This is a genomic window from uncultured Pseudoramibacter sp. (assembly GCF_903789625.1).
Taxonomy (GTDB): Bacteria; Bacillota; Clostridia; order Eubacteriales; family Eubacteriaceae; genus Pseudoramibacter; species Pseudoramibacter fermentans.
Genome location: NZ_CAIFFF010000005.1, coordinates 17,400 through 41,208 on the forward strand (window position 1 = coordinate 17,400; position 23,809 = coordinate 41,208).

A 23,809-nucleotide genomic window follows, 5' to 3' on the forward strand; every position below is an offset into this window, starting at 1 on the left:
TCAATCCTCCTTCATTTGAAATTCTGGCTTGAAAATAATCAAGGTGATGTTATCTGTGCCGCCGTTGTAGTTAGCCAGATTGACGAGCTTGCGCGTGGCCTCTTCGATGTCGTTTTCCATCACGATGCGGTGGATTTCCTCATCGCTGACCATGTTGTAGAGCCCGTCGGAACAGAGCAGCACCTGATCCCCCGGATACAGGCGGTATTCAAACAGATCCGCTTTCAAAACTTCATCGGTCCCCAGTGCCCGGGTGATGATGTTTTTCTGGGGATGATCCTTGGCCTCAGTCGGGGTGATGCGGCCTCGGTCGATCAGCGCCTGCACCAGCGAATGGTCCTTCGTCAGATGCTCGATGCCGCCGGCGTTGATGCGGTAGGCCCGGCTGTCGCCGACGTGGTAGATCACCATTTTGTCGGCATGAACGATGGCCATGGTCAGCGTCGTCGCCATACCAAGTTCCTCCGGCTGCATGACGCCCTCGTGGATGATCTCCTTGTTGATGTCGTTAAAAAAAGCGTTGACTTCCTGATAATCGGTAAAGTCCTGAATCTCGCCGATGTGTTCCTTAATGTTGTCGATCGCGATCTGACTCGCGACCTCCCCGGAACGGTGACCGCCCAATCCATCGGCAACCGCGAACACGTAGTAGAGAATGCCATCCTTCTCGACGTTTGCCGCGAGATAGGCATCCTGATTCGATTTTCGCTTCGCCCCAATGTTGGTAGAATAAGCACATTTCATTATTGTATCACCTTGTTTCCTGCTGCGTTCTGTGGCGGAGCTGGCCGCAGGCCGCATCGATATTTTTTCCGATTCGTCTTCTGACGGTGCAGTTGATGCCGCCGTCCTGGAGGGTTTTCGCAAAATCATCCACCCGCCGGCTTCCGGCGATAACCCCGTCCGAAATCGGGTTGAGACGAATCAAATTGATGTGGATGTTTTGATGCCGAAACAGACGGATCAGCTCGGCCGCATCCTCCGGCCGGTCGTTGACGCCGTCCATCAACGCGTACTCAAAGGTAATCCGCCGGCCCGTCTGCTTAAAATAACGCGCGCAGGCCTGAAGCAGTTCCGGCAGCGGGTAGCGTTTGGCGACCGGCATGATGCCCTCGCGGATCTGCTGCGTCGGCGCGTGCAGCGACACAGCTAGATTGATCTCCAGCTTCTTTGCTGCCAGCTCGTCCATTTTGGGAACCAGGCCGCAGGTCGAAACCGTGATCTTCCGCTGGCCGATGCCGAAGCCGGTGTTGGCCAGCTCGATAAAGGCGAGCAGGTTGTCGAAATTGGCCAGCGGCTCGCCGATGCCCATCACGACGACTCGGCTCACGCGCTCGCCGGAGACAGCCTGCGCCCAAAAGATCTGGCTAGCGATTTCGCCAGCGCTCAAATTGCGGACAACGCCGCCTCGGGTTGAGGCGCAGAAGGCGCAGCCCATCGCACAGCCGACCTGGCTGGACACACACAGCGAAAGCCCGTAGCGGTAACGCATCAGGACCGTCTCAATACACTCCCCGTCAGCGAAGCGGATCAAAAGCTTCTCGGTGCCGTCCTCTGGATCGCGCTGACGCCGGACTACCTCACCGTGATCGATCACCGCGGTTTCGGCCATGCGCCGCCTGAGCTTTTCCGGCAGGTTGGTGCACGCGTCGAGGGATTCTGCGCCCTTCTCGTACAGCCATTGGAACAGCTGCTTGCCTCTGAATTTCGGCTCTCCCAGATCCTGCATCAGCTGCTGGCACTGATCTAGATTGTAGCCAAATAAATTTTCCATGAAACCTCTTTAAATCTGATTTTGGATCCAAAAACCCAGATTACTCATATAAACGTATTATAACAAAAAAAATTATCTGAATAAAGCTCATAATTCATTACCAATTAAATTGAGTTTTTGCTACAATGAATTTAGGAAAAGGAGGATGTATTATGTCTCAAATGACTTATGTTTTTGGGCATCAAAAGCCAGACACGGATTCGATCTGTGCGGCGATTGCGTATGCCTATCTCAAGCGGGAAACGGGTTCCCCGGAGACTGAAGCCTGTCGATTGGGGCCGGTTAACAAAGAAACCCAGTTCGCTTTGGATACCTTTGGTGTGGAGGCGCCAAGGCTGATCAAAAGCGTCAAACCTCAAGTGAGCGATATTCATTTGAACAATGACTCAATGGTCACCGAAGAAAATTCGATCCATCACACGATGGATTTGATCATCGACAACCCTGGGCGTTCCCTTCCTGTGGTGGACGACCAGAAGAAACTCATCGGCATTATTTCCCTGCCAGACATCATGCACGCATATTCAGACCCCTTCCAGGAAGACGGCCTGATGAAGGCGAAGACCCCTTACCGCAACATTATTAAAACACTGAACGCCAGAATTATTGGCGATACGCCCGAGGGCGTCGTCAAGGGCTGCTTCTTCAATAATTCGCAGCTCGCGCCCGACACCAAACTGAGTCCCGACGACGTGGTCCTGACCACGCGCAACGACTCGTCCCGGGATATGGCCTTCGCCAACGGCAATGGCTGCGTCATCATCTCCGACGTGCCGGCGGATATGGATATGCCCATTCCCGAAGGCTACACCGGTACGACAATGCTGACTGAAAAATCGACATTCGAAGTGATCCGCCTGCTCGAACAGGTCATGCCGATTCGCCAATACGTCAATCACGACACCATGGAATTTTTTATGCTTTCTGAAACGCTGGAGGACGTCAAGGGCAACATGCTGTCTTCCCCTCACAACCGTTTCCCAGTGGTGACTGATGACGGCGTCGTCCTGGGGACCATCACTAAATCCTCGCTGCTCGATTATCAGCGCAAGCGTGTCATCCTCGTCGACCACAACGAAAAGACCCAGTCCATCGCCGGACTGGAAGACGCGGAAATCGCCGAAATCATCGACCATCACCGCGTCGCTGAAGTCCAGACCGATGCGCCGCTTTACATGCGGGTCGAACCGCTGGGCTGCACCTGTACCATTATTACGAAGATGTATCAGGAAAAGGACGTCCCGATTCCGAAAAAAATAGCAGGACTGTTACTTTCGGCCATCATCTCCGACACACTGCTGTTCAACTCGCCGACCTGTACCGAACAGGACAAGCAGGCGGCGCAGGCGCTGGCGAAAATCGCCGACATCAACCTGCGGGAATACGGCCGGTCGATGCTGATTGCCGGCTCCAACTTAGGAGATATGACGCCAGCACAGATCATCGGCACCGACCGCAAGATCTTTACGATGGGCGACTACAAGGTCGAAATCTCCCAGATCAACACGGGCGACTACAAGAGCTTGTTCAACAAATTGAAGGATCTGCTCGCCCAAATGCAGGAAAACTGCGAAAAGGAAGGCGCCGACCTGGCCATTTTGATGGTCACCGATATCGTGCTCGGCGGCTCCGAACTGCTGATCGCCGGCAAACAGCGCCATCTGGTGCGCGAAGCTTTCGGCATCGAAGACGAAGACATCAGCCAGTTCTTCCCGGGTATGTTCTCGAGAAAGAAACAGGTTGTGCCGCCGCTGATGCGCGTCGCGTCTGAAGAATAAGTATCAACTGACCCTTAGAAAGGACAAAAGGAGAGCGTTATGAACATCACTGTTTACTGCGGATCGAAATTCGGCAATCAGGCCCGCTACCGCAAGGACGCCGAAGCGCTGGGCACCTGGATTGGCCAAAACGGCCACCGTCTGATCTACGGCGGCGGCTGGACCGGGCTCATGGGCGCGGTATCCAACGCAGCCTTAAAGGCCGGCGGTGAAGTGTATGGGATCATTCCCGAATTTTTAAAGGACATCGAGCTGGCCCACGACGGACTGACCAAAACGGTCACCGTTGAAACCATGGCGGAACGCAAGACGATCATGCGGGAAGAAGGCGACTTTTTCATCGCGCTGCCCGGCGGCCCCGGGACCATCGAGGAAATCACCGAGATCATCTCCCTGCGCAAGCTGAAGCGTCACGACAAGCCCGCCGTCTTTTACAACTGTGATCATTTCTACGATTCCGCCCGCACTCTGTACCGCAACATGGTCACCCAGGGTTTTCTCGATCAAGCCACCTTTGACACCATTGTCTTTGCCGACAATCTAGAGGCCATTTATCGGGAAATCGAACGGGAAATCGCAAAACGATCCCACAAATAAATGAACTTAAACCAAAACGACCCATTTCTTAGATTTTAAGAAATGGGTCGTTTTTATCATACTGATCAGTTATTTCGCGACGTCCGCGTACGCTTTTTTCACCGCGAACCGCTTCTGCGCGTAGTCGCAGAGCGGGTGAATTTTCAGGCCGCGCGCCCGCGCCGCTTCGACGACGCAGTCCACCAGCTTCCCGGCGATGCCCTGACCACCGTAGGCTGGATCCACTTCGGTGTGGGTCAAAAGCCAGAGGCGCCCAGAAGCGCTCACCTTGCATTCCCCGATCACCTTTTCGCCGTCCAGTGCGACTGCCCGCATTTCTTCCGGGCGGAACTGAATGTCTGCCATTGTGTTCTCCTTTATTTTTTATCCTTTTGATCGGCCAAAAACGCCGCAATCCGCTTCGCAGCGTGTGCCGCATCCAAGCCTAAATCCGCCATCAGCTCGTCCGTTGAGCCGTGGGGAACAAATTGGTCCTCGACCGCCATCACCAGCACGCGGCTGCCCGGCCTGTGTTCAGCCAGCCAGGCCGCGGCCCGCTGCCCATATCCGCCGATTTTGATGTTGTCCTCTAATGTGATCACCGGCCCCCGCGCTGCCATTTGACTGAGCATCGCCGTGTCCATCGGTTTGATGCTGCGGACGTTGACGAGGCCGCAGTCCACATCTGCTTCGGCCTTCAGCCGGTCGCAGATGGCGGCGCCGGTTTCGCACAAATGCCCCAGGGTAAAGAGCGCTGCATCTTTTCCTTCCCTGAGAATTTCCGAATGCAGGCCTTCAATCGGCTCATTGTGGTCCGCGAAAGCCGTCGACGCCGATCCCCGGCTGTAGCGGATGGCCACCGGGCCGTCGATTGCGTGAACGGCAAAATGCAGCATCGCCTTGAGCTCTGCGGCGTTTTTCGGCTCCAGCACCGTCATATTCGGCATCTGCGAAAGGAAGGCTGTGTCGAAAATGCCTTGATGGGTTTCTCCGTCGTGGCCGACCAAGCCGGCGCGGTCCACCGCGAAAATCACGTGCAGATTCTGCAGACAGACGTCCTCGAGCATCTGGTCGTAAGCCCGCTGGAGGAAGGTCGAATAAATGGCGACCACCGGAATCATCCCCTGGGACGCCAGACCGCCGGCGAAGGTCACCGCGTGTTCTTCCTCGATGCCCACATCGTAAAAGCGTCTGGGGTAGCGCATCCCGAAGGCCTTCAAGCCCGTGCCGTCGGCCATTGCCGCTGTAATCGCGACGATTTTTTCGCAGGCGCTGCCCTCTTCGACGAGGGCCTGTCCGAACACGTCCGACCAGCTGGGCTTGGTCTTCGGCTGCTTCAGCTGACCGGTTTCGATTTCAAAGGGCCCGATCCCGTGGAATTTGTCCGGGTGGCGCTCTGCCGGCTCGTAGCCCCGGCCCTTTTTCGTCACCACGTGGACCAGCACCGCCTTCTGCAGCTTGCGCGCGTCCTTAAAGGTCCGCACCATCTGCGCAATATTGGTGCCGTCAATCGGCCCCAGGTAAGTAACGCCGAAATTTTCAAAGAGCATTTCCGGAATCATCATGTTTTTGATGCCGTCCTTCACGCTGCTCAAATGGTCGGCAATGGGCTCGCCGATTTTGGGCAGGTGAGCCAGCCGCCGCTTGACGTGGTCCTTGAGCTCGGTGTAGGACGACGCGGTGCGCAGGCCGCTCAAATAGACGGAAAGGCCGCTCAAATTCCGAGAAATCGACATTTCGTTGTCGTTGAGGACGATGATCACGTTGCGCTTCATCCGCCCCGCGTTGTTCAGCGCCTCGAAAAACATGCCGCCGGTGGACGCGCCGTCGCCGATGACGGCGATCACCGCGTTGCGGTCCCCCTTCAAATCCCGGGCGCAGGCCATCCCCAGCGCCGCCGACACGCTGTTGGAGGCGTGGCCGGTGTCAAAGGCGTCAGTCACACTCTCGCTGCGCTTGGGAAAGCCGCTGAGGCCGCCATGCTGGCGCAGGGTGTCAAAATCGTCCTTCCGACCGGTCAGAATTTTGTGCACGTAGGATTGATGCCCCACGTCGAAAACGATGCGGTCCTTGGAAAAATCGAAAACCAGATGCAGCGCCATGGTCAATTCGACCGCCCCGAGATTGGACGCCAGATGGCCGCCGGTGACCGAAATCTTCTGGATCAGAAAGCGGCGGATCTCCCAGGCCAGCTGGTCGTAATCCGCTGGGTCGATCCGGCGGATATCACCGTTTGCGTTGATTCTGGACAAAACCGACGGCCGCGGACGGCGTTGACCCTTATTGGATTTATCGTTTAAATTGTCTGTCACAGTATTCAAATGTTTCATTTGCAATTTCCCGTATTTCCGAGACCGTCGGCGACGCGATCACCTGATGCCCTGCCATGACCCTTTCAATGATGTCGTAGATGTCGAGGAAGCGGATCTCGCTGCGGCGGAAGGCCGCGTTGGCCCATTCATTGGCGGCGTTGAAGGCACAGGGCATGGAGCCTCCGGTTTTAATCGCCGAAACCGCCATCGGCAGCCCCCTAAACGTCTCGTTGTCCGGCACGTCGAAATCCAGGGATTTCAGCGCCGTGAAATCCAGCGCGTCCGCCGGCGACGGCAGATGATCCGGCCAGGTCAGCGCGTACTGAATCGGCACGCGCATGTCCGAGGTGGCCAGCTGCGCGATCACCGAATGATCCTCGTATTCGACCATCGAGTGAATGATGCTCTGGGGCTGAATGACGACCTGAATGTCGTCGGGGTCCACGTCGAAGAGCCACCGCGCTTCGATGACCTCTAACCCCTTATTGACCATCGTCGCTGAATCGACGGTGACCTTCGGTCCCATCTGCCAGGTCGGGTGCGCCAGGGTTTCTTTGACCGTGACGTATGCCAATTCTTTTTTGCTCATGCCGCGGAACGGTCCGCCGGATGCGGTCAGCAGAATTTTATGGATTTTGGAGCCAGCCTTTCCCTGGAGCGATTGGAAAATCGCCGAGTGTTCCGAGTCCACCGGCAGGATGTTGACGCCGTGTTCTTTTGCCAGCGGCATGATCAAATGCCCGGCGGTCACACAGGTTTCTTTGTTGGCCAGCGCGATGTCCTTGCCGGCTTCGATCGCGGCGACGGTCGGCTCGACCCCGATCATGCCGACGATGGCAGTCACCACCGTGTCCGCCTCCGGCTGGGACGCCAGCTCGATGAGGCCGGCCATGCCGCTCACCACGCGGATATTGGTATCCGACAGGCGCGTTTTGAGCACGTCCGCCTGACCTTCGTCGTAAACCGCGACGAGGGACGGGCCGAATTCCCGCGCCTGCTTTTCAGCCAAATCGATGGACCGGCAGCAGCCCAGCGCCGTCACCTTAAACAAATCGGGATGCATCCGGACGACGTCGAGGGTTTGGGTTCCGATGGAGCCAGTTGAGCCTAAAATGGCCAGATGACGTTTCATCGCAGGATCACCGCCGTTTCTATTCGCAAGGATTTATCCATTTGATCTCCTCTCTCGATAAGTTGATTGCTCATTTTATAATTTGTTTATCATTATATCACGTCCGCCGTCTTTTAACCCATTAAACGAAAAAAACCCGGGATGCCCCGGGTGATTCTCTCCGTTTATCAATCGGCAAAATAATCGATCCGCATCGCGTGGCGCACTTCGTCTAAGGTCTTGGCTGCCACCTGTTCGGCCTTTTCACAGTTCACCTTCAGCATATCGCGCACATCCGGCAGGCGCTGTTCCCATGCCTTGCGGCGTTCGCGGATCGGGCGCAGCCGTTCCTGGAGCACGCTGTTCAAGAAACGCTTGACCTTTACGTCGCCGAGGCCGCCCTTTTGATAGTGGGCCTTGACTTCGTCGAGGTTCGCGTAATCCGGCCAAAACGCTGCGAAATCGCCAGGTTCGCTGAACGCGTCCAGATAAGTGAACACCGGGTTGCCTTCGACCTGTCCCGGATCCTGCACCCGCAGGTGATTCGGATCGGTGTACATCGACATGACTTTCTTCTTGATGTCGTCGGGTTCGTCGGACAGATAGATGCAGTTGCCCAAAGATTTGCTCATCTTCTCTTTGCCGTCCAGCCCCGGCAGACGCATGCTGGCCTGATTCTGCGGCAGCACGATCTCCGGTTCGGTCAGCGTTTCGCCGTACACCGCGTTAAATTTCCGGACGATTTCGCGGCATTGTTCGATCATCGGTTCCTGATCTTCGCCAGCCGGCACCGTCGTCGCGTGGAACGCGGTGATGTCTGCCGCCTGACTGATCGGATAGCAGAAAAAGCCCATTGGAATGCTGGCTTCAAAACCGCGCTGCTTGATTTCCGCCTTGACCGTCGGGTTGCGCTGCACGCGGGAAACAGTCACGAGGTTCATGTAGTAAAAGGTCAGTTCGGTCAACTCCGGCACTGTCGACTGAATGAACAGCACGGATTTTTCCGGGTCCAATCCAACCGCGAGGTAATCGAGGGCGACCTGCATGATGTTCTGGTGCACCTTTTCCGGATGTTCGGCGTTGTCCGTCAGCGCCTGAGCGTCCGCGATCATGATGTAAATATCGTCGAAATCGCCGGAATTCTGCAGCCGCACCCGTTCTCTCAGGGATCCGACGTAGTGGCCGACGTGCAGGCGGCCGGTCGGCCGGTCTCCGGTTAAAATAACTTTTTTCATTTATAGGCTCCTTTAAATGGATTTTGATTCTGGTTTACATTTTTGTATTATATCATGCTGTGGAATTTGGTGCAATTCTCTAAGGCACTGACAAATCAAGGGGCGCTGCGCCCAGCAAAAAACCCAGCCAATCGGCTGGGTTTGTGTATTTTTTGACTGAATTTGATTATTCCGCGGCTTTCGGATCCGGCAGCGGCCCTTCGCGATGCATGTTAAATTTCGTCAGATCGTAGCGCTTCAAGTTTTCGGTGATCGTGCGCTGATCGGCGCCTTCGATCATCTTATCGCGGACCTTCATCGCTTTATTGGTGTCGTCGTGCGCGTGGGGGCCGTGGCTGCAGCCGCCTTCGCAGGCCATCCCTTCGATAAAGTCTTCTTTCAGGCGTCCCTTGCCCATCATCATCAGCGTCGTCTTGCAGGCCTTGCCGCCGCTGACGCTCTTGATCTTCATCTGGTCGACGTCTTCGTAGCCCTGTTCCTTCATGTATTCGACACAGGACTGCGCCACCCCGACGTCGGCGTAGCGCTTGCCGTAGATCGACGCCTGTTGATAATTTTCTTCGACCGGTTCCAGTTCGACACCGGCGGCCTTCATAATCGCGTGAAGTTCAGCAAAAGTCAGTACGTAATCGGCGTTGCCCGGAATCTTCTGATCGACGACTTCGGATTTTTTCGCGGTGCATGGGCCGGCGAAAACAGTGATGCACCCCGGATGTTCCGCCTTGATCATTCTTGACAACTCGCACATCGGCGAAAGTGCCGTCGAAATGCAGTCCTTGTTTTCCGGATAATGACGCAGGATCATGTTGACAAAGGCCGGGCAGCAGGACGTCGTGCGTTTTTCGCCGTTCTTAAAGGCTTCGTACCATTCCGGTGCTTCTGCCGCCGTGGTCAAATCGCCGCCAAGGCCGACTTCGATGTAATCTTCAAAGCCCACTTCCTTCGCCGCCTTCCGCCAGCTGGCCATTGTGATGTCCTTGCCGTACTGACCTTCCACGGCCGGCGCGATCATCAGGTAAACCGGCGTATCGCTCTTGAGCGCCTTGATCACCGGCACGATCGCCGTCTTCGTTGAGATGGCGCCGAATGGGCAGGCGTGGATACACTGGCCGCAGCGGATACATTTTTCTTCATCGATGACCGACAGCCCGTCTTCGTTGTAGGTCAGCGCGCCCACCGGGCAGGAGTTTTTGCACGGGCGGACCAGATGCGCGATCGCGTTGTACGGGCAGGCCTTCGCGCACATCCCGCATTCGCGGCATTTATTCGCGTCGATTCTCGAGCGTTTTTCACCGGGGTGAATCGCGCCGAAACGGCAGGCCCCTAAACACGCCTTGCCCAGACAGTTCTGGCAGTTATCCGTGACGATGTAACTCGAAATCGGGCAGTCCGCGCAGGCCGGTTCGATGACCTGGATGACGTTGCCGTTGTCCACCGCGCCCGGCGCCTTGCCTTCGGCCAGGCGGATACGCTGGCGGACCACTTCTCTTTCCTTGTAGACACAGCAGCGGTAGTGCGGAATCATCCCCGGAATGATTTCTTCCGGCAGGTTGTCCCGTTCTTCTTCCAATGTGCCTTCAAACGTTTTTTTCGCGACGTGATATAAAACTTTATGTTTCAGCGAAATAATGCGCCCATCATTACTCAATACCGTTTCCTCCTTCTTTTTTACATCGAAGCGGAATGACCTCTCTCCTCAAGGCCAATCCGCTCAAATCAGTCCTTCTTTTAATTGACATTTCTTTAACATTATTGTATCAAAATGATGTTCGAAATTAAATGCAAAAATAAGCCGACTTTTTCGGCCCTTTTAAATGCCAATTCAACAAAAAATTATCCTTTTCTTTTAATTGTTTTCATTATATCACGATTTCCTATTTTTGTTGAAGAAAATAAAAAAAACAGGGCAAAAGCCCTGTTAAATTGAGGTAAATTATTCAGTTGTCTGCCTAATGATTTTCGGTGGAAACCGGCTGAGGATTGGCCTGGTCGGCTTCCCCGGTCAGCATTTCCTTGAGGGTGTGCCATCCGAGCACCGCGCATTTGACACGCGCCGGCATGTGGGCGATGTCCTGAAGGGACGCCGCTTCTTCGAGCTCGTCCATTTCTTCGTCGGAAAGGTGGCCTTCCTTGATCATTTTGAGGAAAAGATCCGCGAGGCGCAGCGCTTCTTCTTTCGTTTTGCCGATAATCAAATCGAACATCATGTCCGCAGAGGCCTGAGAGATCGCGCAGCCATCGCCTTCGAAGGCACCCTTCTGAATGATGCCGTTGTCGTCGACATCGAGATGGACCCAGATGTCGTCGCCGCAGCTCGGGTTCAGGCCTTCGCAGGTCATATTGGCGTCTTCCAGCTCGTGCTTGTGCGCCGGGTGGAGGTTGTGCTCCGTCAGCACTTCATTGTAAAAGGTTCGGTTATTCATCGTATCCCATTTCCTTTCTGATCATGCCCACTGCATCGGCCAGACGGTCGATTTCTTCCGTCGTGTTGTAGAAAGCCAGGCTGGCCCGCGTCGTCGACGGCACCCCGAGATAATGGTGCAGCGGTTCGGCGCAGTGGTGGCCGGCCCGCACCGCAATGCGGTTTTCCGATAAAATCGTCGTGATGTCGTGCGGATGCACCCCGTCGATCGCGAAGGCGATAATACCGTGGTGATTTTCCGGTTCGTCCGCCCCGATGATGTTCACGTGGGGAATGGCCTTCAGGCGGTCCATCGCGTAGGTGGTCAGTTCCAGCTCGCGGGCCGCAATCTGATCGATGCCGATGTCGTTCATAAAATCGATGGCCGCAGCCAGGCCGACGGCGCCGCCGACGTTGACCGTCCCCGCTTCAAAGCGGTGGGGCACTTCGGTCCAAACGATGCGGTCCGTCGTGACGATATCGATGGTTTCGCCGCCGGTCATAAACGGCGGCATTTTGTTCAGCCATTCGCTCTTGCCGTACAGCACACCGATGCCCATCGGCGCGTACATCTTGTGCCCGGAAAAGGCGAAGAAATCGCAGTCCATCGCCGCGACGTCGATTTTCGAATGGGGCACGCTCTGAGCCCCGTCGACGACGATAATCGTGCCTTGTTCGTGGCAGATCTTCGCAAAGTCTGCGATCGGCAGAATCCGTCCTAATACATTGGACATTTCCGTGACAGCGACGATTTTTGTCTTCGGCGTCAGCGCCGCTTTAAAGGCGTCGACGCTGATGCTCCCGTCCTTTTCGCAGTTTAAGTAATTCACCTTGGCGCCGGTCTGTTCCGCGAGCATCCGCCAGGGCAGCATGTTGGAGTGGTGTTCCATGATCCCGACGAGGATTTCATCCCCTTCGCCGATTTTCAAATAACGGCCCATGCTGTAGGCCACGAGGTTCAAGCTTTCGCTGGCGTTGCGCGTAAAGATGATGTCTTCCTTCTTCGGCGCGTTGATGAAATCCGCCACCTTCTGTCTGGCGTTTTCGTAAGCGTCCGTTGCCGCGACGCTCAAATCGTAGAGCCCGCGGAACGGATTGGCGTTTTCAGCTTGGTAATAATGGGTGACCGCGTCGAGCACCCGCTGCGGCTTCTGCACCGTAGCCGAGTTGTCGAGGTAGGCCAGATCGGTCTGATTCAGAATCGGAAATTCTTTCCGAACCGCCGCTACATCAATTGTTGATTTTGCCATTCCATTCACCTCATTCTTTTCCCGCGCGCTGATGCGCTTCGATGTAGGCCTGTACGTCTTCGCGGACGGCCTGATCCGGAATCAAACGGCTCGCCGCCTCTAATTTCGACTTGGCGATCAATTCGTAGATGTCGTCGGCGTTCATCCCACGGCTTTCCATGTAGAACATCAGCTCGTCGTCCAGCTTGCCGATCGTCGCGCCGTGATTCCCTTCGACGTCTTCTTCCGCACAGAGAATCAGCGGAATCGTCTTGTTGACCACGGTGTCGTCCATCAGCATCACATCTTCCTTTTCGTTGCCGACACTGCCGGCCGCACCGTATTTGAAATCGATGGTGCCGCGAAATAATTTTTCGGCCCGATCTCTCAAAACGCCGGCGGAGTTGATGGCGCTTTCGGTTTTCTTGCCATGATGGAGAGCGATGTAGTTGGTGTCCAGCAGATCTTCGTTCTGCACCAGATAAGCGACGTCGGCCTTAAAGCTCGAACGGTCGCCCTTCAGGTCCGCCTGGCACCCCACGTAGGTATCCGCCGCGTCCATCACCAGATGGACCACTTCGAACCGCGCATCGTCTTCGAGTACAGCGCCGACATCGTTGAAAATCCGCTGGCCTGCGCCGCCGCGGTGAATCTGCACCAGCGTCACCGCCGACCCCTTCGCGAGGTGCAGCTTGGTCGAAAAGCCTGCGGTGCCGGCCGCACCGTCTGACTGGCCTGCAAAGTCCATGATAATCGTCAGCGCGCTGTCCACGGCGACGTCAAATCGTGTGGCTGACGCCGTCGTGGCGCCGCCTTTTAAGGTGTAGGTCAGCTTCAGCGGTGCTTCGATGTGCTGGCCCGCTTCGGTGTGATACGCCGCCGGTTCTGCGGTCTGAATCCACCGGTCGTAATCCGGGCCCATCCCGCCGCCGATCGGCGCGAGGTCCGCGCCTTCAGCGAGAGCCTCCGGCTTGATCGTTTCCGCTTCAAGGGTGCCGCTCTGTGTATCGACTGCCACGTGGGCGTCGTTCATCTTCAGCCAGTTCCAGGTCTGCCCCGGCAGGCGGTTGACGACTAAATTTGTTGCTTGTTCCTGTGCACTCATGGTCATCACCCTATCGTTCCTTTCATTTCCAAACGGATCAAATTGTTCATTTCAACGGCGTATTCCAGCGGCAGTTCCTTGGACACGTTGTCGGCGAAACCGCTGACGATCATCGCCCGGGCGTCTTCTTCGGAGATGCCGCGGGACATCAAATAGAAGACCGCTTCGTCGCTGATTCGGCCGATCTTCGCTTCGTGGCCGACGTCGGCGTCCTGTGTCCGGACGTCCATCGCCGGAATGGTATCCGATCTCGAAATGTCGTCGAGCATCAGCGACGCGCAGCTCACTGAAGATTTCGCGCCCTTCGCCTTGTTGTTGACCACAACGGATGAGCGGTAGGTGGAAATCCCGCCGTCCTTTGAAATGGATTTGGCGGAAACGACCGACGTCGTGTTTGGCGCATTGTGGACCACCTTCATCCCGGTGTCGAGGTTCTGGCCCTTGCCGGCGAAGGTGATGCCGGTGTATTCCATCTGTGCGCCGGCGCCGTTCAAAATCGTCATCGGGTACAGATAGGAGACGTGAGAGCCGAAGGATCCGGAGACCCATTCCATCTTGCCCCCTTCTTCAATCTTGGCCCGCTTGGTGTTCAGGTTGTACATATTCTTTGACCAGTTTTCAATGGTCGAGTAGCGCAGTCTCGCGTTCTTGCCGACGAAGAGTTCGACGGCTCCGGCGTGGAGGTTGGCCACGTTGTACTTCGGCGCGGAGCACCCTTCGATGAAGTGAAGGTCTGCCCCTTCGTCGACGATGATCAGCGTGTGTTCAAACTGTCCGGCGCCCGGCGCATTGAGTCTGAAATAGGACTGCAGAGGAATTTCGACCGAGACACCCTTCGGCACGTAGACGAAGGAACCGCCGGACCAGACCGCCCCGTGGAGAGCCGCAAATTTGTGATCGTGCGGCGTGATCAGGTGCATGAAGTGGTCTTTAATCATGTCCGCGTATTCGCCGTGAAGGGCGGATTCGATGTCGGTGTAGACGACCCCTTGTTCCGCGACTTCCTTGCGGACGTTGTGATACACCAGCTCGGAGTCGTACTGAGCCCCGACCCCAGCTAAGGATTTCCGTTCCGCCTGAGGAATGCCGAGACGTTCAAAGGTGTCTTTAATGTCCTTTGGCACGTCTTCCCAATTGGCGCTCATTTTGGTCTTCGGCCGCACGTAGGTGACGATGTCGTCCATGTTCAGCCCGTCGATTGGCGGACCCCATTGGCCCATTCCCTTCTGGTTGAAAATTTCCAAGGACTTCAGCCGAAGGTCCCGCATCCATTTGGGATCGTTCTTTTCTTCCGAAATCTGTTCGACAATTTCAGGGGTCAGCCCGCTGTCGACTTTATAAAAATCCTTGTCGTTTTCGTCGTACCGGAAATCGTAAAGCGACCGATCGACGTCTTCGACGTATGTTTTTTCTTTGCTCATCAGCCGTCCTCCGATTTATTCTGCTGCCTTGGCTTCGTATTTTTCGTAGCCGTCCCGATTGATTTCATCGACCAGTGACGCGTCGCCGCCGCCGACCACCTGACCGTTCACGAGCACGTGAGTGCGGTCGACCTTTAAGGAGCTCAAAATACCGGTGTTGTGCGTGATAATGAGCAGCGCGCCGTCTTCCTGTTTTTGGTATTCTTCGACGCCCTTGGACACCGTGCGGACTGCGTCGACGTCCAGACCGGAGTCCGTTTCGTCGAGGATCGCCAATTTCGGCTTGAGCATCAGCAGCTGCAGGATTTCAGCCTTTTTCTTTTCACCGCCGGAAAAGCCGACGTTCAGGTCGCGGTCGACGTAGCTCGGATCCATGTCGAGAATTTCGCATTCCTTTTCGAGCTGCTTTCTGAAGTTCCAGAGGCGGACCCGTTCACCGGTGCGCTGTTCGACGGCGTTGCGGATGAAATTGCCCAGGGTAATGCCTGGCACTTCCAGCGGATTCTGGAAGGACAGGAACAGGCCGGCCTTCGCACGCTGATCCGCCGTCATGTCCAGCAGATCGCTGCCGTCGAACAGGACGCTGCCGCCTGTGACGTCGTAACGCGGGTTGCCCATCAGGGCGTAACCCAGTGTCGATTTTCCTGCACCGTTCGGCCCCATCAACACGTGGGTTTCGCCGGTCGCGATATCCAAATCGACCTGGTGCAGAATTTCTTTATCTTCAACATTAACTGTCAGTTGACGAACTTTAAGTAATGAATTTGCCATGATAATTTACCTCCAACTTAATATCCAAGTGATTTACTCGGAATACAATCGTAAGTATATTACTTTTTATTCAACCCGTCAACTTTTTTCTGATTTTCCTGAAAATTTTCACTTTATGCGCTGAAAATGCAAAAAATCCCCGAACCCAGATGGGTTCAGGGACTCGCATTTAAGCCTTCAACCTGTCTTGCAGCGCCTTGACGATAATCTTCAGCGCCTTGACGCGGGCGTATTTTTTGTCGCAGGACTCGAGAATGTGCCAAGGCGCAAAGGCCGTGCTGGTCTTTTCGATCATTTCGTCGACAGCGGTCTCATATTGCGGCCATTTGTCGCGGTTGCGCCAATCCTCGTCAGTGATTTTCCACTGCTTGTCCGGCGTCGCCTCCCGCTCCTTGAAGCGGGCCAGCTGCGTATCGGGATCGATCTGCAGCCAGAACTTGATGATCACGGCGCCCCATTGGTTCAGGCTGTACTCGAATTCGTTGATTTCGTTGTAGGCCCGCTGCCAGTCGTTTTCCGAGCAAAAACCCTCCAGCCGTTCGACCATCACCCGGCCGTACCATGTCCGGTCGAAAATCGCAAAATTGCCGGCCTTCGGCAGCTTTTCTACAAAGCGCCAGAGATAATGCCGGTTCTTTTCGTGGGGCTCCGGCGACGCGATCGGGTGCACGGTGTAGCCCCTCGGGTCCAGCGCCTCGGTCACCCGCTTGATGTTGCCGCCTTTCCCCGCTGCGTCCCAGCCTTCGTAGCCGATAATCACCGGAATCTTTTTGCGGTGCACCCGGTTCTGCAGATCGCTCAATTCCCGCTGATACTTTTTGAGCAGCTTGCGGTATGCCGCTGCTTCCAGCTTTTTATCTTCTAACTCCACGTCAGACAGCTTCGGCATCGGCGTCAGCGCGAAGCGGTTCTGCAGAATCGGCACGGCCGTCCCTTTGTTTTGAAGGGCGGTGTCGATCCCCTGGGTGATGAATCGAAGGACCTGCAGCTCTGTCCATTTCTCGTCTTCCCCAGCGTCGACGATGACCCACGGCGCGTAGGACTGATTTGTCCGGCTCAAATAATTGTCGTACAGCCTTTCAAATTCACGGTAATGCTTATTTTCGTCCAAATCATCCCGGTCCACCCGCCATTTGGTATTCTTGTCAGCCTCTAAGCGTTTGATGCGCTTTTTCTGTTCCTTCCGGCCGAGCTGGAAAAAGAACTTGAGGATCAAGGTGCCGTTGTCGTGGAGCGAGCGCTCCATTGTGTTGATTTCGTCGATGGTCTGCTGAAAGGCCGCGCTGTCCAGATGGCCGCTGAAGGCGCCGTCGGTCACTTCCTCCATCATGTAGGGCACGAAAAACGTGAATTTGCCGTTTTCCGGAATGTCCAGCAGGTAGCGGCGGATAAAGGGGTAGGCCTTTTCCTCCTTCGTCGGCTTGTCAAAGGACTTCACCTTAAAAAACCGCGGATCGATGTCCTTGATCACCCGGGACAGCACCGTCCCCTTTCCGGCGGCGCCCCAGCCTTCAAAAATCACCATAACCGGCAGCTTGGCCGCCGCAATGCGCAGCTGGTCCTTGCCCAGGCGTTTTTCCAGCGCCTTGCGTTCGGCGTTTAAGCTTTCATCGTCCGGACGGTGCGCCGGTACAAATTCCTTTAACACAATGATCCCTCCCTTATTCTTGATTGATTTTAGTGTATCACGGCGCCTTTAATTCTAAATAAAAGCAAAAAAGACGCCGCAGCTGATGCTGTGACGCCTTTAGGATAGAATAGTTGAGATGGGATTGCCTTAATTAGAAGGTGTCGACTGTAACGCCGAAGTGTTCGAACAAGAGCTTTTCAGCTTCCGGATTCCACAGGCCCTTGTGTGCCTTGCAGCATTCGTCGAGCTTCTTGAAGAACGGATCGCTTTCGCCGAGCTTGCCGAAATCTTCAATCGCCGTCATCGGCATATTGAGCTGTGTATAGGCGAGCTTTTTGCCTCCTGGAATATTCGGCAGGTTTTTAGTCGTTTCAGCGATGGAGTCGATGCCGCCGACGTGGGTAACCATGACGGCCGGATCGATGATACCGTCAGCTGCGAGCTTGTTCGCTTCGATCAAGTCGTCGTTGTTGCCGCCGGTGGTGCCCATGATGTGGGTCGCGTTGTAATGGCAGTCGTACAGATTGACCTTCGCCTTGAAGTCCTTGTCGCTCGGGCCGGAGAAGAAGGACATGCAGCCGTCGTACGCGAGGACATCGTTGCCGAGTTCTGCGACAGCCGGAATCGGCACGTAGATCAAAACGTCGTCGTAGCCGTGGCCATCGGTCAGATCGATGAGTCCCTGTTTTGGATCGTCCATCGCCGCTGTGTTGACGTACTGGAGTTCGACGCCGTGTTCAGCTGCCCATGACGGCGGCACCACTTCGTTGGCGCGTGCGATTTTGGCATCGTCGACGTCGGTGACGACGACGCGTTTCGGATGGTAGTCGCAGACCACCGCGTAGGAGACAGCGCCCAGGCCCATTGGACCGCAGCCGCCCATGATGATCAGGTTGCCGCCGCGCTTCAAGCCCATTTCGTGATGATACACACCCTGCTTGGTGTGGTACTGGGCGTGCATCGCGCCGATCGAGCAGGACATCGGTTCGCCCAGGGAAGCCTTGTAGAAGCTGTCGCCGTCAAAAGGCATCAGCGCGCCGAGTTCCATCGTTTCGTGCGGGAAGATGCAATAGGTGGTGTCCCCGCCGTAATATTCGTAGGAGTATCCTGGAGAATCCATCGAGCCTTTGTAGTTCAGCGCCGGCTGCTGTGCAAAGCGCATGCCGGGTTTGAACTGATCCTGCCATTTCTTACCGACCTTGACGATGATACCGGCGAATTCATGGCCGACGATGACCGGATTTGTGTCCACGTTCTGCGGGCAGCGTTTGTGCTTTTTGCCCTGAATCGCCAGCTTGTAGGTCGACATGCAGATGCTGTCGCTGTAAATCTTAGCTAAAATTTCATCATCCTTGATTTCAGGAAGTTCGAATTCTTCAAGACGAAGGTCCATTTCACCGTACATTCTGACTGCTTTTGCTTTCATGATTTTTTCTCCTATTTTTTATTAATTGAATTCACACTTTATTTAAACAAATCGTAAATTTGATCGACGTTCATATTGTTGACAATATTGTCAACTGCCCCTTCCGGTGCGCAGATTTCTGCGATTTTCTGGAGGGTATCGATGTGGGCATCGCCGACCGATGCGACCCCGATGATCAATTTGACGATCTGGCCGTCGCCCCAGTCAATGCCTTCTGGATAAGTAAAGATGGCAATACCGGAACTCAGGATTTCGTCTCTCATCGTTTCAACACCGTGAGGAATGGCGATTTCGTTGCCAATAGCTGTGTTAAATACTTTTTCCTTTTCAAACAGCGCTTCTGTATATCTTTCGGTAGAGTAGCCGCTGTCCGAAAGCACTTTACCCATTTTTTTCAGGACTTCTTCTTTCGTCTTTTCAGGCCCGTTCAGGATAATGTTTTTCTTTAAGAGCACCTCTGATGCGTTCTGCTTTTCTTCTTCTTTGTTTTCTTCAGCAATCGGTACCGTGACATGCTCTGCGCCGCTTTTCGCCACTTGAATGTCCGCGACGATTTCGTCGTATTCCGGTGCCGTCATGAAATTCGTAATGGTGACCAGTCTGGCGTTCGGTGCACTCTTTCTGGCGCGTTCTGCCAAATCTTCGTGGCAGACCACCAGCTGTGCGTCCGGCGGAACCGATGAGACGGAGGCGTGGGTGACTTCAATGTCACCAAGTCCTGCATCCTTGAGCTTGTTTTTCAGGATGCCGGAGCCCATTGCCGAGCTGCCCATCCCTGCGTCGCAGGCAAATACGATGTGCTGGAGCTGGCTTAAGTCGACGTCTGCGCCGGCTGTTTCTTCTAATTGTACGCCCTTGGCTTCTGCCTTGCGGCTTGCCATTTCGTTGGACGCTTCATCGAGATCCTTGGTCGGATTGCTCAAACGGACAATCGGTGCTGCAATCAGGAAGGACACTGCAGCGGCGATCACGATGCTGAGCAGGACCGCGAGGGTTGCGCCCCTCGGCGCCATGCCGACGAATGCGAAAATAGATCCCGGTGAAGCCGGCGAAACCAACCCGAGGTTGAAAATGGAATTGTAGGCCATCGCTGCAGCCGATCCACTGATCGTTGCCAGGAGGAGCAGCGGATTCATCAAAATGTATGGGAAGGAAATTTCGTGAATCCCACCGAACAGATGGACAATTAAAGCTGCAGGTGCCGATTGCTTCGTGGTTTTATCTTTTGCAAAGAGCCAGTACGCGAGAAGGACACCTGTCCCCGGTCCCGGATTGGCTTCGATCATGTAGAAGATGGACTTGCCCGCTTCCTTGACCTGAGCAGCACCCATCGGGGTGAAAATCCCGTGGTTGATCGCGTTGTTCAAGAAGAGCACCTTGGCCGGTTCGACGATAATGGAAATCAACGAGAGCAGTCCGTGATTTTTAAGTACCGTTGCCCCTGCAAGCAGCGCGTGCATGATGGCAGTCATCACCGGTCCGAATACGTAATAGCCGACGATCGCAAGCAGCATCGCCAGAATCCCGAGATCGAAATTATTGACGAGCATTTCAAATCCGGCTTTGATGTGGCCTTCGAAGGCCTGGTCCATTTTCTTGACCAGCCAGCCTGCAAGCGGCCCCATGATCATGGCCCCCATCAGCATTGTTGTCTGAATCGACATGCTGCCGTCTGCCTTGAAACTCAAGCCGGAGACGATGACGCCCATCGTCGCGACGGCTGCGGCGACCCCGCCTCGATCACCGCCCACCATTCTGCCGCCGTTGACGGCGATCAGTGTTGGCAGCAGGAAAGCCAGAATCGGATTGACCAGTGTCGCCAATCTCGCGTTCGGCAGCCAGCCTGTGCTGATGAAAAGCGCTGCCAAAAGCCCCCACGCGATAAATGCCCCGATATTCGGCATGACCATGGCACTCAGGAAGCGCCCAAACGATTGAACTTTCTCTTTCATGTACCCTTTACCTCGTTCAAATTTGCTTCTTCGATGTCTCCCCTGTTTCTGATGGTTGTAGTATAGCTCGATTTTACGCGGGTTTCAAGCGTTTTTGATCAAAACAATCAAATACTCATTGATTATAAGGCAATATCATGTTATAATGATCAAAACAATCATTTTAACTGCGCATTTAATCATTGGAGGCTATCACATGTCAAAACAGGCCAGATGGAATAAAATCATTCACCTTTGTCAGACTCAGGAAGAGGTCAGCGTCGACGAGCTCGTTAAAACCCTCGGCGTCAGTCCCGCGACAGTTCGCCGGGATCTTCAGGAAATGGACGATCTCAACATGATCGTCCGGCGGCGCGGCGGTGCGCGGCTCGTCAATACACAGCTCGTCGAACCGAACATGAAGATCAAAAGCGCGTCCTTTCACGCGGAGAAACAGCAAATCGGCTACATCGCCGCCCAACAGGTCGAAGACAACCAGATGATCTACGTCGATTCGGGTTCAACCACCTTCGAAATGCTGCAGTATATCCAAGCGAAAAACGTCACCGTCGTAACGCCGGGCATCCCCCACCTTCAGGTACTCGGCCAGCGCCGCATTTCAACCATCGTCCTCGGCGGCCGCCTGCACTGGTCGTCGGAATCCATCGTCGGCATGCGGGCCATTAAAATGCTTAAAGAAATGTACTTCGACGTGTCCTTCCTCGGGATCGACGGCATTCACGAGCGGCTCGGCTTCTCGACTGTCAACGAGGCTGAAGCCTCGACCAAATCCCTCGGGATCCGCCACGCGCGAAAGGCTTTTATCCTGACTGACCACTCAAAATTCAATCTGATCGGCGCTGTCCCCTTCGCAAATCTCGACGAGGCGACGATCATCACCGACAGCGTCGACAATTTCGACAAAAGCTTAATCAAATACATCACCACGTCGGGCGAGACCAACGTGTAATTTCACGCAAAAAAAAGAATCACAGAGGCATTTTACATTTCTCTGTGATTCTTTATTTATTTACGCTTTATTTTTTATTTTATCATCAGCCAACTTCTGACCCGGCCGGCATATCGCCATCTACTGTCAGCACGCGGAGTTCCCCGTCCTTTTCAGCGGAGAGGATCATCCCGTTGGAGTCGACCCCTCTGAGCTTGATGGGCTTCAAGTTCGTGCAGGCGATGACTTTTTTGCCGACCAGCTCTTCCGGCTTGTACCATTTGGCGATGCCGGAAACGATCTGGCGTTTTTCGTCGCCGAAATCCAGCTGGAACACCAGAAGCTTGTCCGCATCCGGATGCTTTTCGCAGGACAAAACTTCTGCGACGCGCATTTTGACCTTGCCGAAATCGTCGATCGTGATGACCCCCGGCGTCTGCGGTTTAGTCTTTTGTTTCGCCTTCTTCGCTTTCTGCGCCTTGGCCTTTTGAGCCTTTTCCTTTTCGGCCCGTTCCTTTTCGTATTGTTTCACATCGATTCTCGGGTACAGCGGCGCGCATTTTTTCACTTCCGTCCCGGCCGGATACTGGCCGAAGGTCTGGATGCTGTCCCAAGTTTGAAGGTCCGGCGTGAGATTCAAAATCGCGCTCATCTTTTCCGCTGTTTCTGGAATGGCCGGCGCGATCAGCACCGACACGATGCGCAGGGTTTCCGTCAAGTTGTACAGTACAGCCGCGAGGCGATCCTTCTGGCTGTCGTCCTTGCCGAGCACCCAAGGCTCAGTTTCGTCGATGTATTTATTGGCACGGCCGATGAGTTTCCAAATCGCCTGAAGCGCGCGGCTGAAGTCCAGCTTGTCCATATAAGCGGCGTATTCGTCGATGGCGTCCTTCGCGGTCTGCTTCAGATCGTCGTCGTGATCGCCGGCCAGCTGAGTTTCCGGAATCACGCCGCCAAAATACTTCACGGTCATCGCGATGGTCCGGGACAGCAGGTTGCCCAGGTCGTTGGCCAAATCGGAATTGATATTGGCGACCAGCAGGTCTTCGTTGTAAACCCCGTCGGAGCCGTACTTCATTTCCTTGAGCACGTGATAACGCAGCGGATCGACTCCGTATTTTTCCGCGAGCTCGACCGGGTCGACGACGTTGCCCACGGATTTGGACATCTTGCCGCCCTTGAGCAGAATCCAGCCGTGGCCGTAAACGGTCTTCGGCAGCGGCAGATCCAGCGCCATCAGCATGATCGGCCAGTAAATCGTATGGAAGCGGATGATGTCCTTCCCGACCAGGTGGAGGTCCGCCGGCCAATACTTGTCCATCAGCTGCGGCTTGTCGTTTAAGTAGCCCAGCGCCGTGATGTAGTTGCTCAGCGCGTCAATCCAGACGTAAACGACGTGTCCCGGATCGAAATCCACCGGAATCCCCCAGTTAAAAGAGGTCCGGCTGACGCACAGATCCTGCAGTCCCGGCTTGATGAAGTTGTTGATCATTTCATTCTTCCGGGATTCCGGCTGAATGAAGCCCGGGTGATCTTCGATGTATTGAAGCAGCCGATCCGCGTATTTGCTCATTTTGAAGAAATAGGCTTCTTCGTGGGCCTTTTCGACTGGGCGGCCGCAGTCCGGGCATTTCCCGTCTACCAGCTGGGTTTCCGTCCAGAAGGATTCACACGGCGTGCAGTACCAGCCTTCGTAGGTGCCTTTGTAGATGTCACCCTGTTCGTAGAAGCGCTTGAAGATTTTCTGGACGCTCTTGACGTGTTTTTCGTCGGTGGTGCGGATGAACTGGGAATAGTTGATGTTCATCAGCTTCCACAAATCCTTGATCTTCGCAACTGTTTTGTCGACGTAGGCCTTCGGCGTCACGCCGGCGGCTTCCGCGAGCTTCTGAATCTTCTGTCCGTGTTCGTCGGTCCCGGTCAGCATGTACGCGTCGTAGCCCTGCTGCTTTTTGAAGCGGGTCAGCGTATCCGCCGCGACGGTCGTATAAGTGTGCCCGATGTGCAGATCACCGCTCGGGTAATAAATCGGTGTCGTCACGTAAAAGGTTTTTTTCGATTCTGGCATAAAATCATTCCTCTCTGATCAAAAGCGGAGTCCGCTTTTGTTTCCTGATATCGTTTCTGATTCTATTATAATTTATCCCATTTAAATGTTCA

Annotated in this window: 19 protein-coding genes; 3 read left to right on the plus strand and 16 right to left on the minus strand. The window is 54.8% G+C overall.

The features are described 5' to 3' along the window. Positions 1-744: a Stp1/IreP family PP2C-type Ser/Thr phosphatase gene (locus tag QZX60_RS04225; RefSeq protein WP_295361732.1), complete on the minus strand. Its 744-nt coding sequence runs from the start codon at positions 742-744 to the stop codon at positions 1-3. A 7-nt stretch (positions 745-751) separates the two neighbouring features. Further along, positions 752-1,774 (minus strand): 23S rRNA (adenine(2503)-C(2))-methyltransferase RlmN, encoded by a 1,023-nt coding sequence (rlmN, locus tag QZX60_RS04230; RefSeq protein WP_295361733.1) that lies wholly within the window; start codon positions 1,772-1,774, stop codon positions 752-754. Between the two features lie 152 nt (positions 1,775-1,926). On the opposite strand from rlmN, the gene QZX60_RS04235 reads away from it, so the two are divergent. Both QZX60_RS04235 and QZX60_RS04240 read left to right on the plus strand, forming a co-directional pair. Then, on the plus strand, positions 1,927-3,552 hold the full coding sequence (locus tag QZX60_RS04235) for a putative manganese-dependent inorganic diphosphatase (protein ID WP_295361735.1): 1,626 nt from the start codon (positions 1,927-1,929) through the stop codon (positions 3,550-3,552). 39 nt (positions 3,553-3,591) lie between these two features. Further along, positions 3,592-4,149 (plus strand): TIGR00730 family Rossman fold protein, encoded by a 558-nt coding sequence (locus QZX60_RS04240; RefSeq protein ID WP_295361737.1) that lies wholly within the window; start codon positions 3,592-3,594, stop codon positions 4,147-4,149. 69 nt (positions 4,150-4,218) lie between these two features. Here QZX60_RS04240 and QZX60_RS04245 read toward each other — a convergent pair whose 3' ends face one another. The 13 genes from QZX60_RS04245 to QZX60_RS04305 form a co-directional block, all read right to left on the minus strand. Further along, a complete protein-coding gene (locus tag QZX60_RS04245) occupies positions 4,219-4,494 on the minus strand; it encodes a GNAT family N-acetyltransferase (protein ID WP_295361739.1) in 276 nt (91 codons plus the stop codon). Positions 4,495-4,505: 11 nt separating this feature from the next. Beyond that, a complete protein-coding gene (gene dxs, locus QZX60_RS04250; protein ID WP_295361740.1) occupies positions 4,506-6,458 on the minus strand; it encodes a 1-deoxy-D-xylulose-5-phosphate synthase in 1,953 nt (650 codons plus the stop codon). Further along, entirely contained in the window at positions 6,418-7,572 is a 1,155-nt protein-coding gene (locus QZX60_RS04255) for a 1-deoxy-D-xylulose-5-phosphate reductoisomerase (protein ID WP_295361742.1), read from the minus strand. The genes dxs and QZX60_RS04255 overlap by 41 nt, the downstream gene beginning before the upstream one ends. A gap of 167 nt (positions 7,573-7,739) precedes the next feature. After that, on the minus strand, positions 7,740-8,786 hold the full coding sequence (gene trpS, locus QZX60_RS04260; protein ID WP_295361743.1) for a tryptophan--tRNA ligase: 1,047 nt from the start codon (positions 8,784-8,786) through the stop codon (positions 7,740-7,742). 166 nt (positions 8,787-8,952) lie between these two features. Beyond that, positions 8,953-10,434 (minus strand): 4Fe-4S dicluster domain-containing protein, encoded by a 1,482-nt coding sequence (locus tag QZX60_RS04265; RefSeq protein ID WP_295361745.1) that lies wholly within the window; start codon positions 10,432-10,434, stop codon positions 8,953-8,955. A gap of 301 nt (positions 10,435-10,735) precedes the next feature. After that, on the minus strand, positions 10,736-11,209 hold the full coding sequence (sufU, locus tag QZX60_RS04270; RefSeq protein ID WP_295361747.1) for a Fe-S cluster assembly sulfur transfer protein SufU: 474 nt from the start codon (positions 11,207-11,209) through the stop codon (positions 10,736-10,738). Beyond that, a complete protein-coding gene (locus tag QZX60_RS04275) occupies positions 11,202-12,437 on the minus strand; it encodes an aminotransferase class V-fold PLP-dependent enzyme (protein ID WP_295361749.1) in 1,236 nt (411 codons plus the stop codon). Before QZX60_RS04275 ends, sufU begins: the two co-directional genes overlap by 8 nt. 10 nt (positions 12,438-12,447) lie before the next feature. Beyond that, positions 12,448-13,521 (minus strand): SufD family Fe-S cluster assembly protein, encoded by a 1,074-nt coding sequence (locus QZX60_RS04280; RefSeq protein ID WP_295361751.1) that lies wholly within the window; start codon positions 13,519-13,521, stop codon positions 12,448-12,450. A 5-nt stretch (positions 13,522-13,526) separates the two neighbouring features. Continuing rightward, positions 13,527-14,942, minus strand: a complete 1,416-nt coding sequence (sufB, locus tag QZX60_RS04285) for a Fe-S cluster assembly protein SufB (protein ID WP_295361753.1) — start codon at positions 14,940-14,942, stop codon at positions 13,527-13,529. A gap of 15 nt (positions 14,943-14,957) precedes the next feature. Beyond that, a complete protein-coding gene (gene sufC / locus QZX60_RS04290; RefSeq protein WP_295361755.1) occupies positions 14,958-15,713 on the minus strand; it encodes a Fe-S cluster assembly ATPase SufC in 756 nt (251 codons plus the stop codon). 169 nt (positions 15,714-15,882) lie between these two features. Next, positions 15,883-17,361, minus strand: coding sequence for a polyphosphate:AMP phosphotransferase (gene pap, locus QZX60_RS04295; protein WP_295361756.1), 1,479 nt, complete (start codon positions 17,359-17,361; stop codon positions 15,883-15,885). Between the two features lie 133 nt (positions 17,362-17,494). Next, positions 17,495-18,769, minus strand: coding sequence for a zinc-binding dehydrogenase (locus QZX60_RS04300; RefSeq protein WP_295361758.1), 1,275 nt, complete (start codon positions 18,767-18,769; stop codon positions 17,495-17,497). A 38-nt stretch (positions 18,770-18,807) separates the two neighbouring features. Continuing rightward, a complete protein-coding gene (locus tag QZX60_RS04305) occupies positions 18,808-20,721 on the minus strand; it encodes a PTS mannitol transporter subunit IICBA (RefSeq protein WP_295361759.1) in 1,914 nt (637 codons plus the stop codon). A gap of 196 nt (positions 20,722-20,917) precedes the next feature. On the opposite strand from QZX60_RS04305, the gene QZX60_RS04310 reads away from it, so the two are divergent. After that, positions 20,918-21,670: a DeoR/GlpR family DNA-binding transcription regulator gene (locus QZX60_RS04310; RefSeq protein WP_295361761.1), complete on the plus strand. Its 753-nt coding sequence runs from the start codon at positions 20,918-20,920 to the stop codon at positions 21,668-21,670. Positions 21,671-21,755: 85 nt separating this feature from the next. Here the strand turns inward: QZX60_RS04310 and metG are convergent, their stop codons facing one another. After that, on the minus strand, positions 21,756-23,717 hold the full coding sequence (metG, locus tag QZX60_RS04315; protein ID WP_295361763.1) for a methionine--tRNA ligase: 1,962 nt from the start codon (positions 23,715-23,717) through the stop codon (positions 21,756-21,758). Positions 23,718-23,809: the final 92 nt, after the last annotated feature.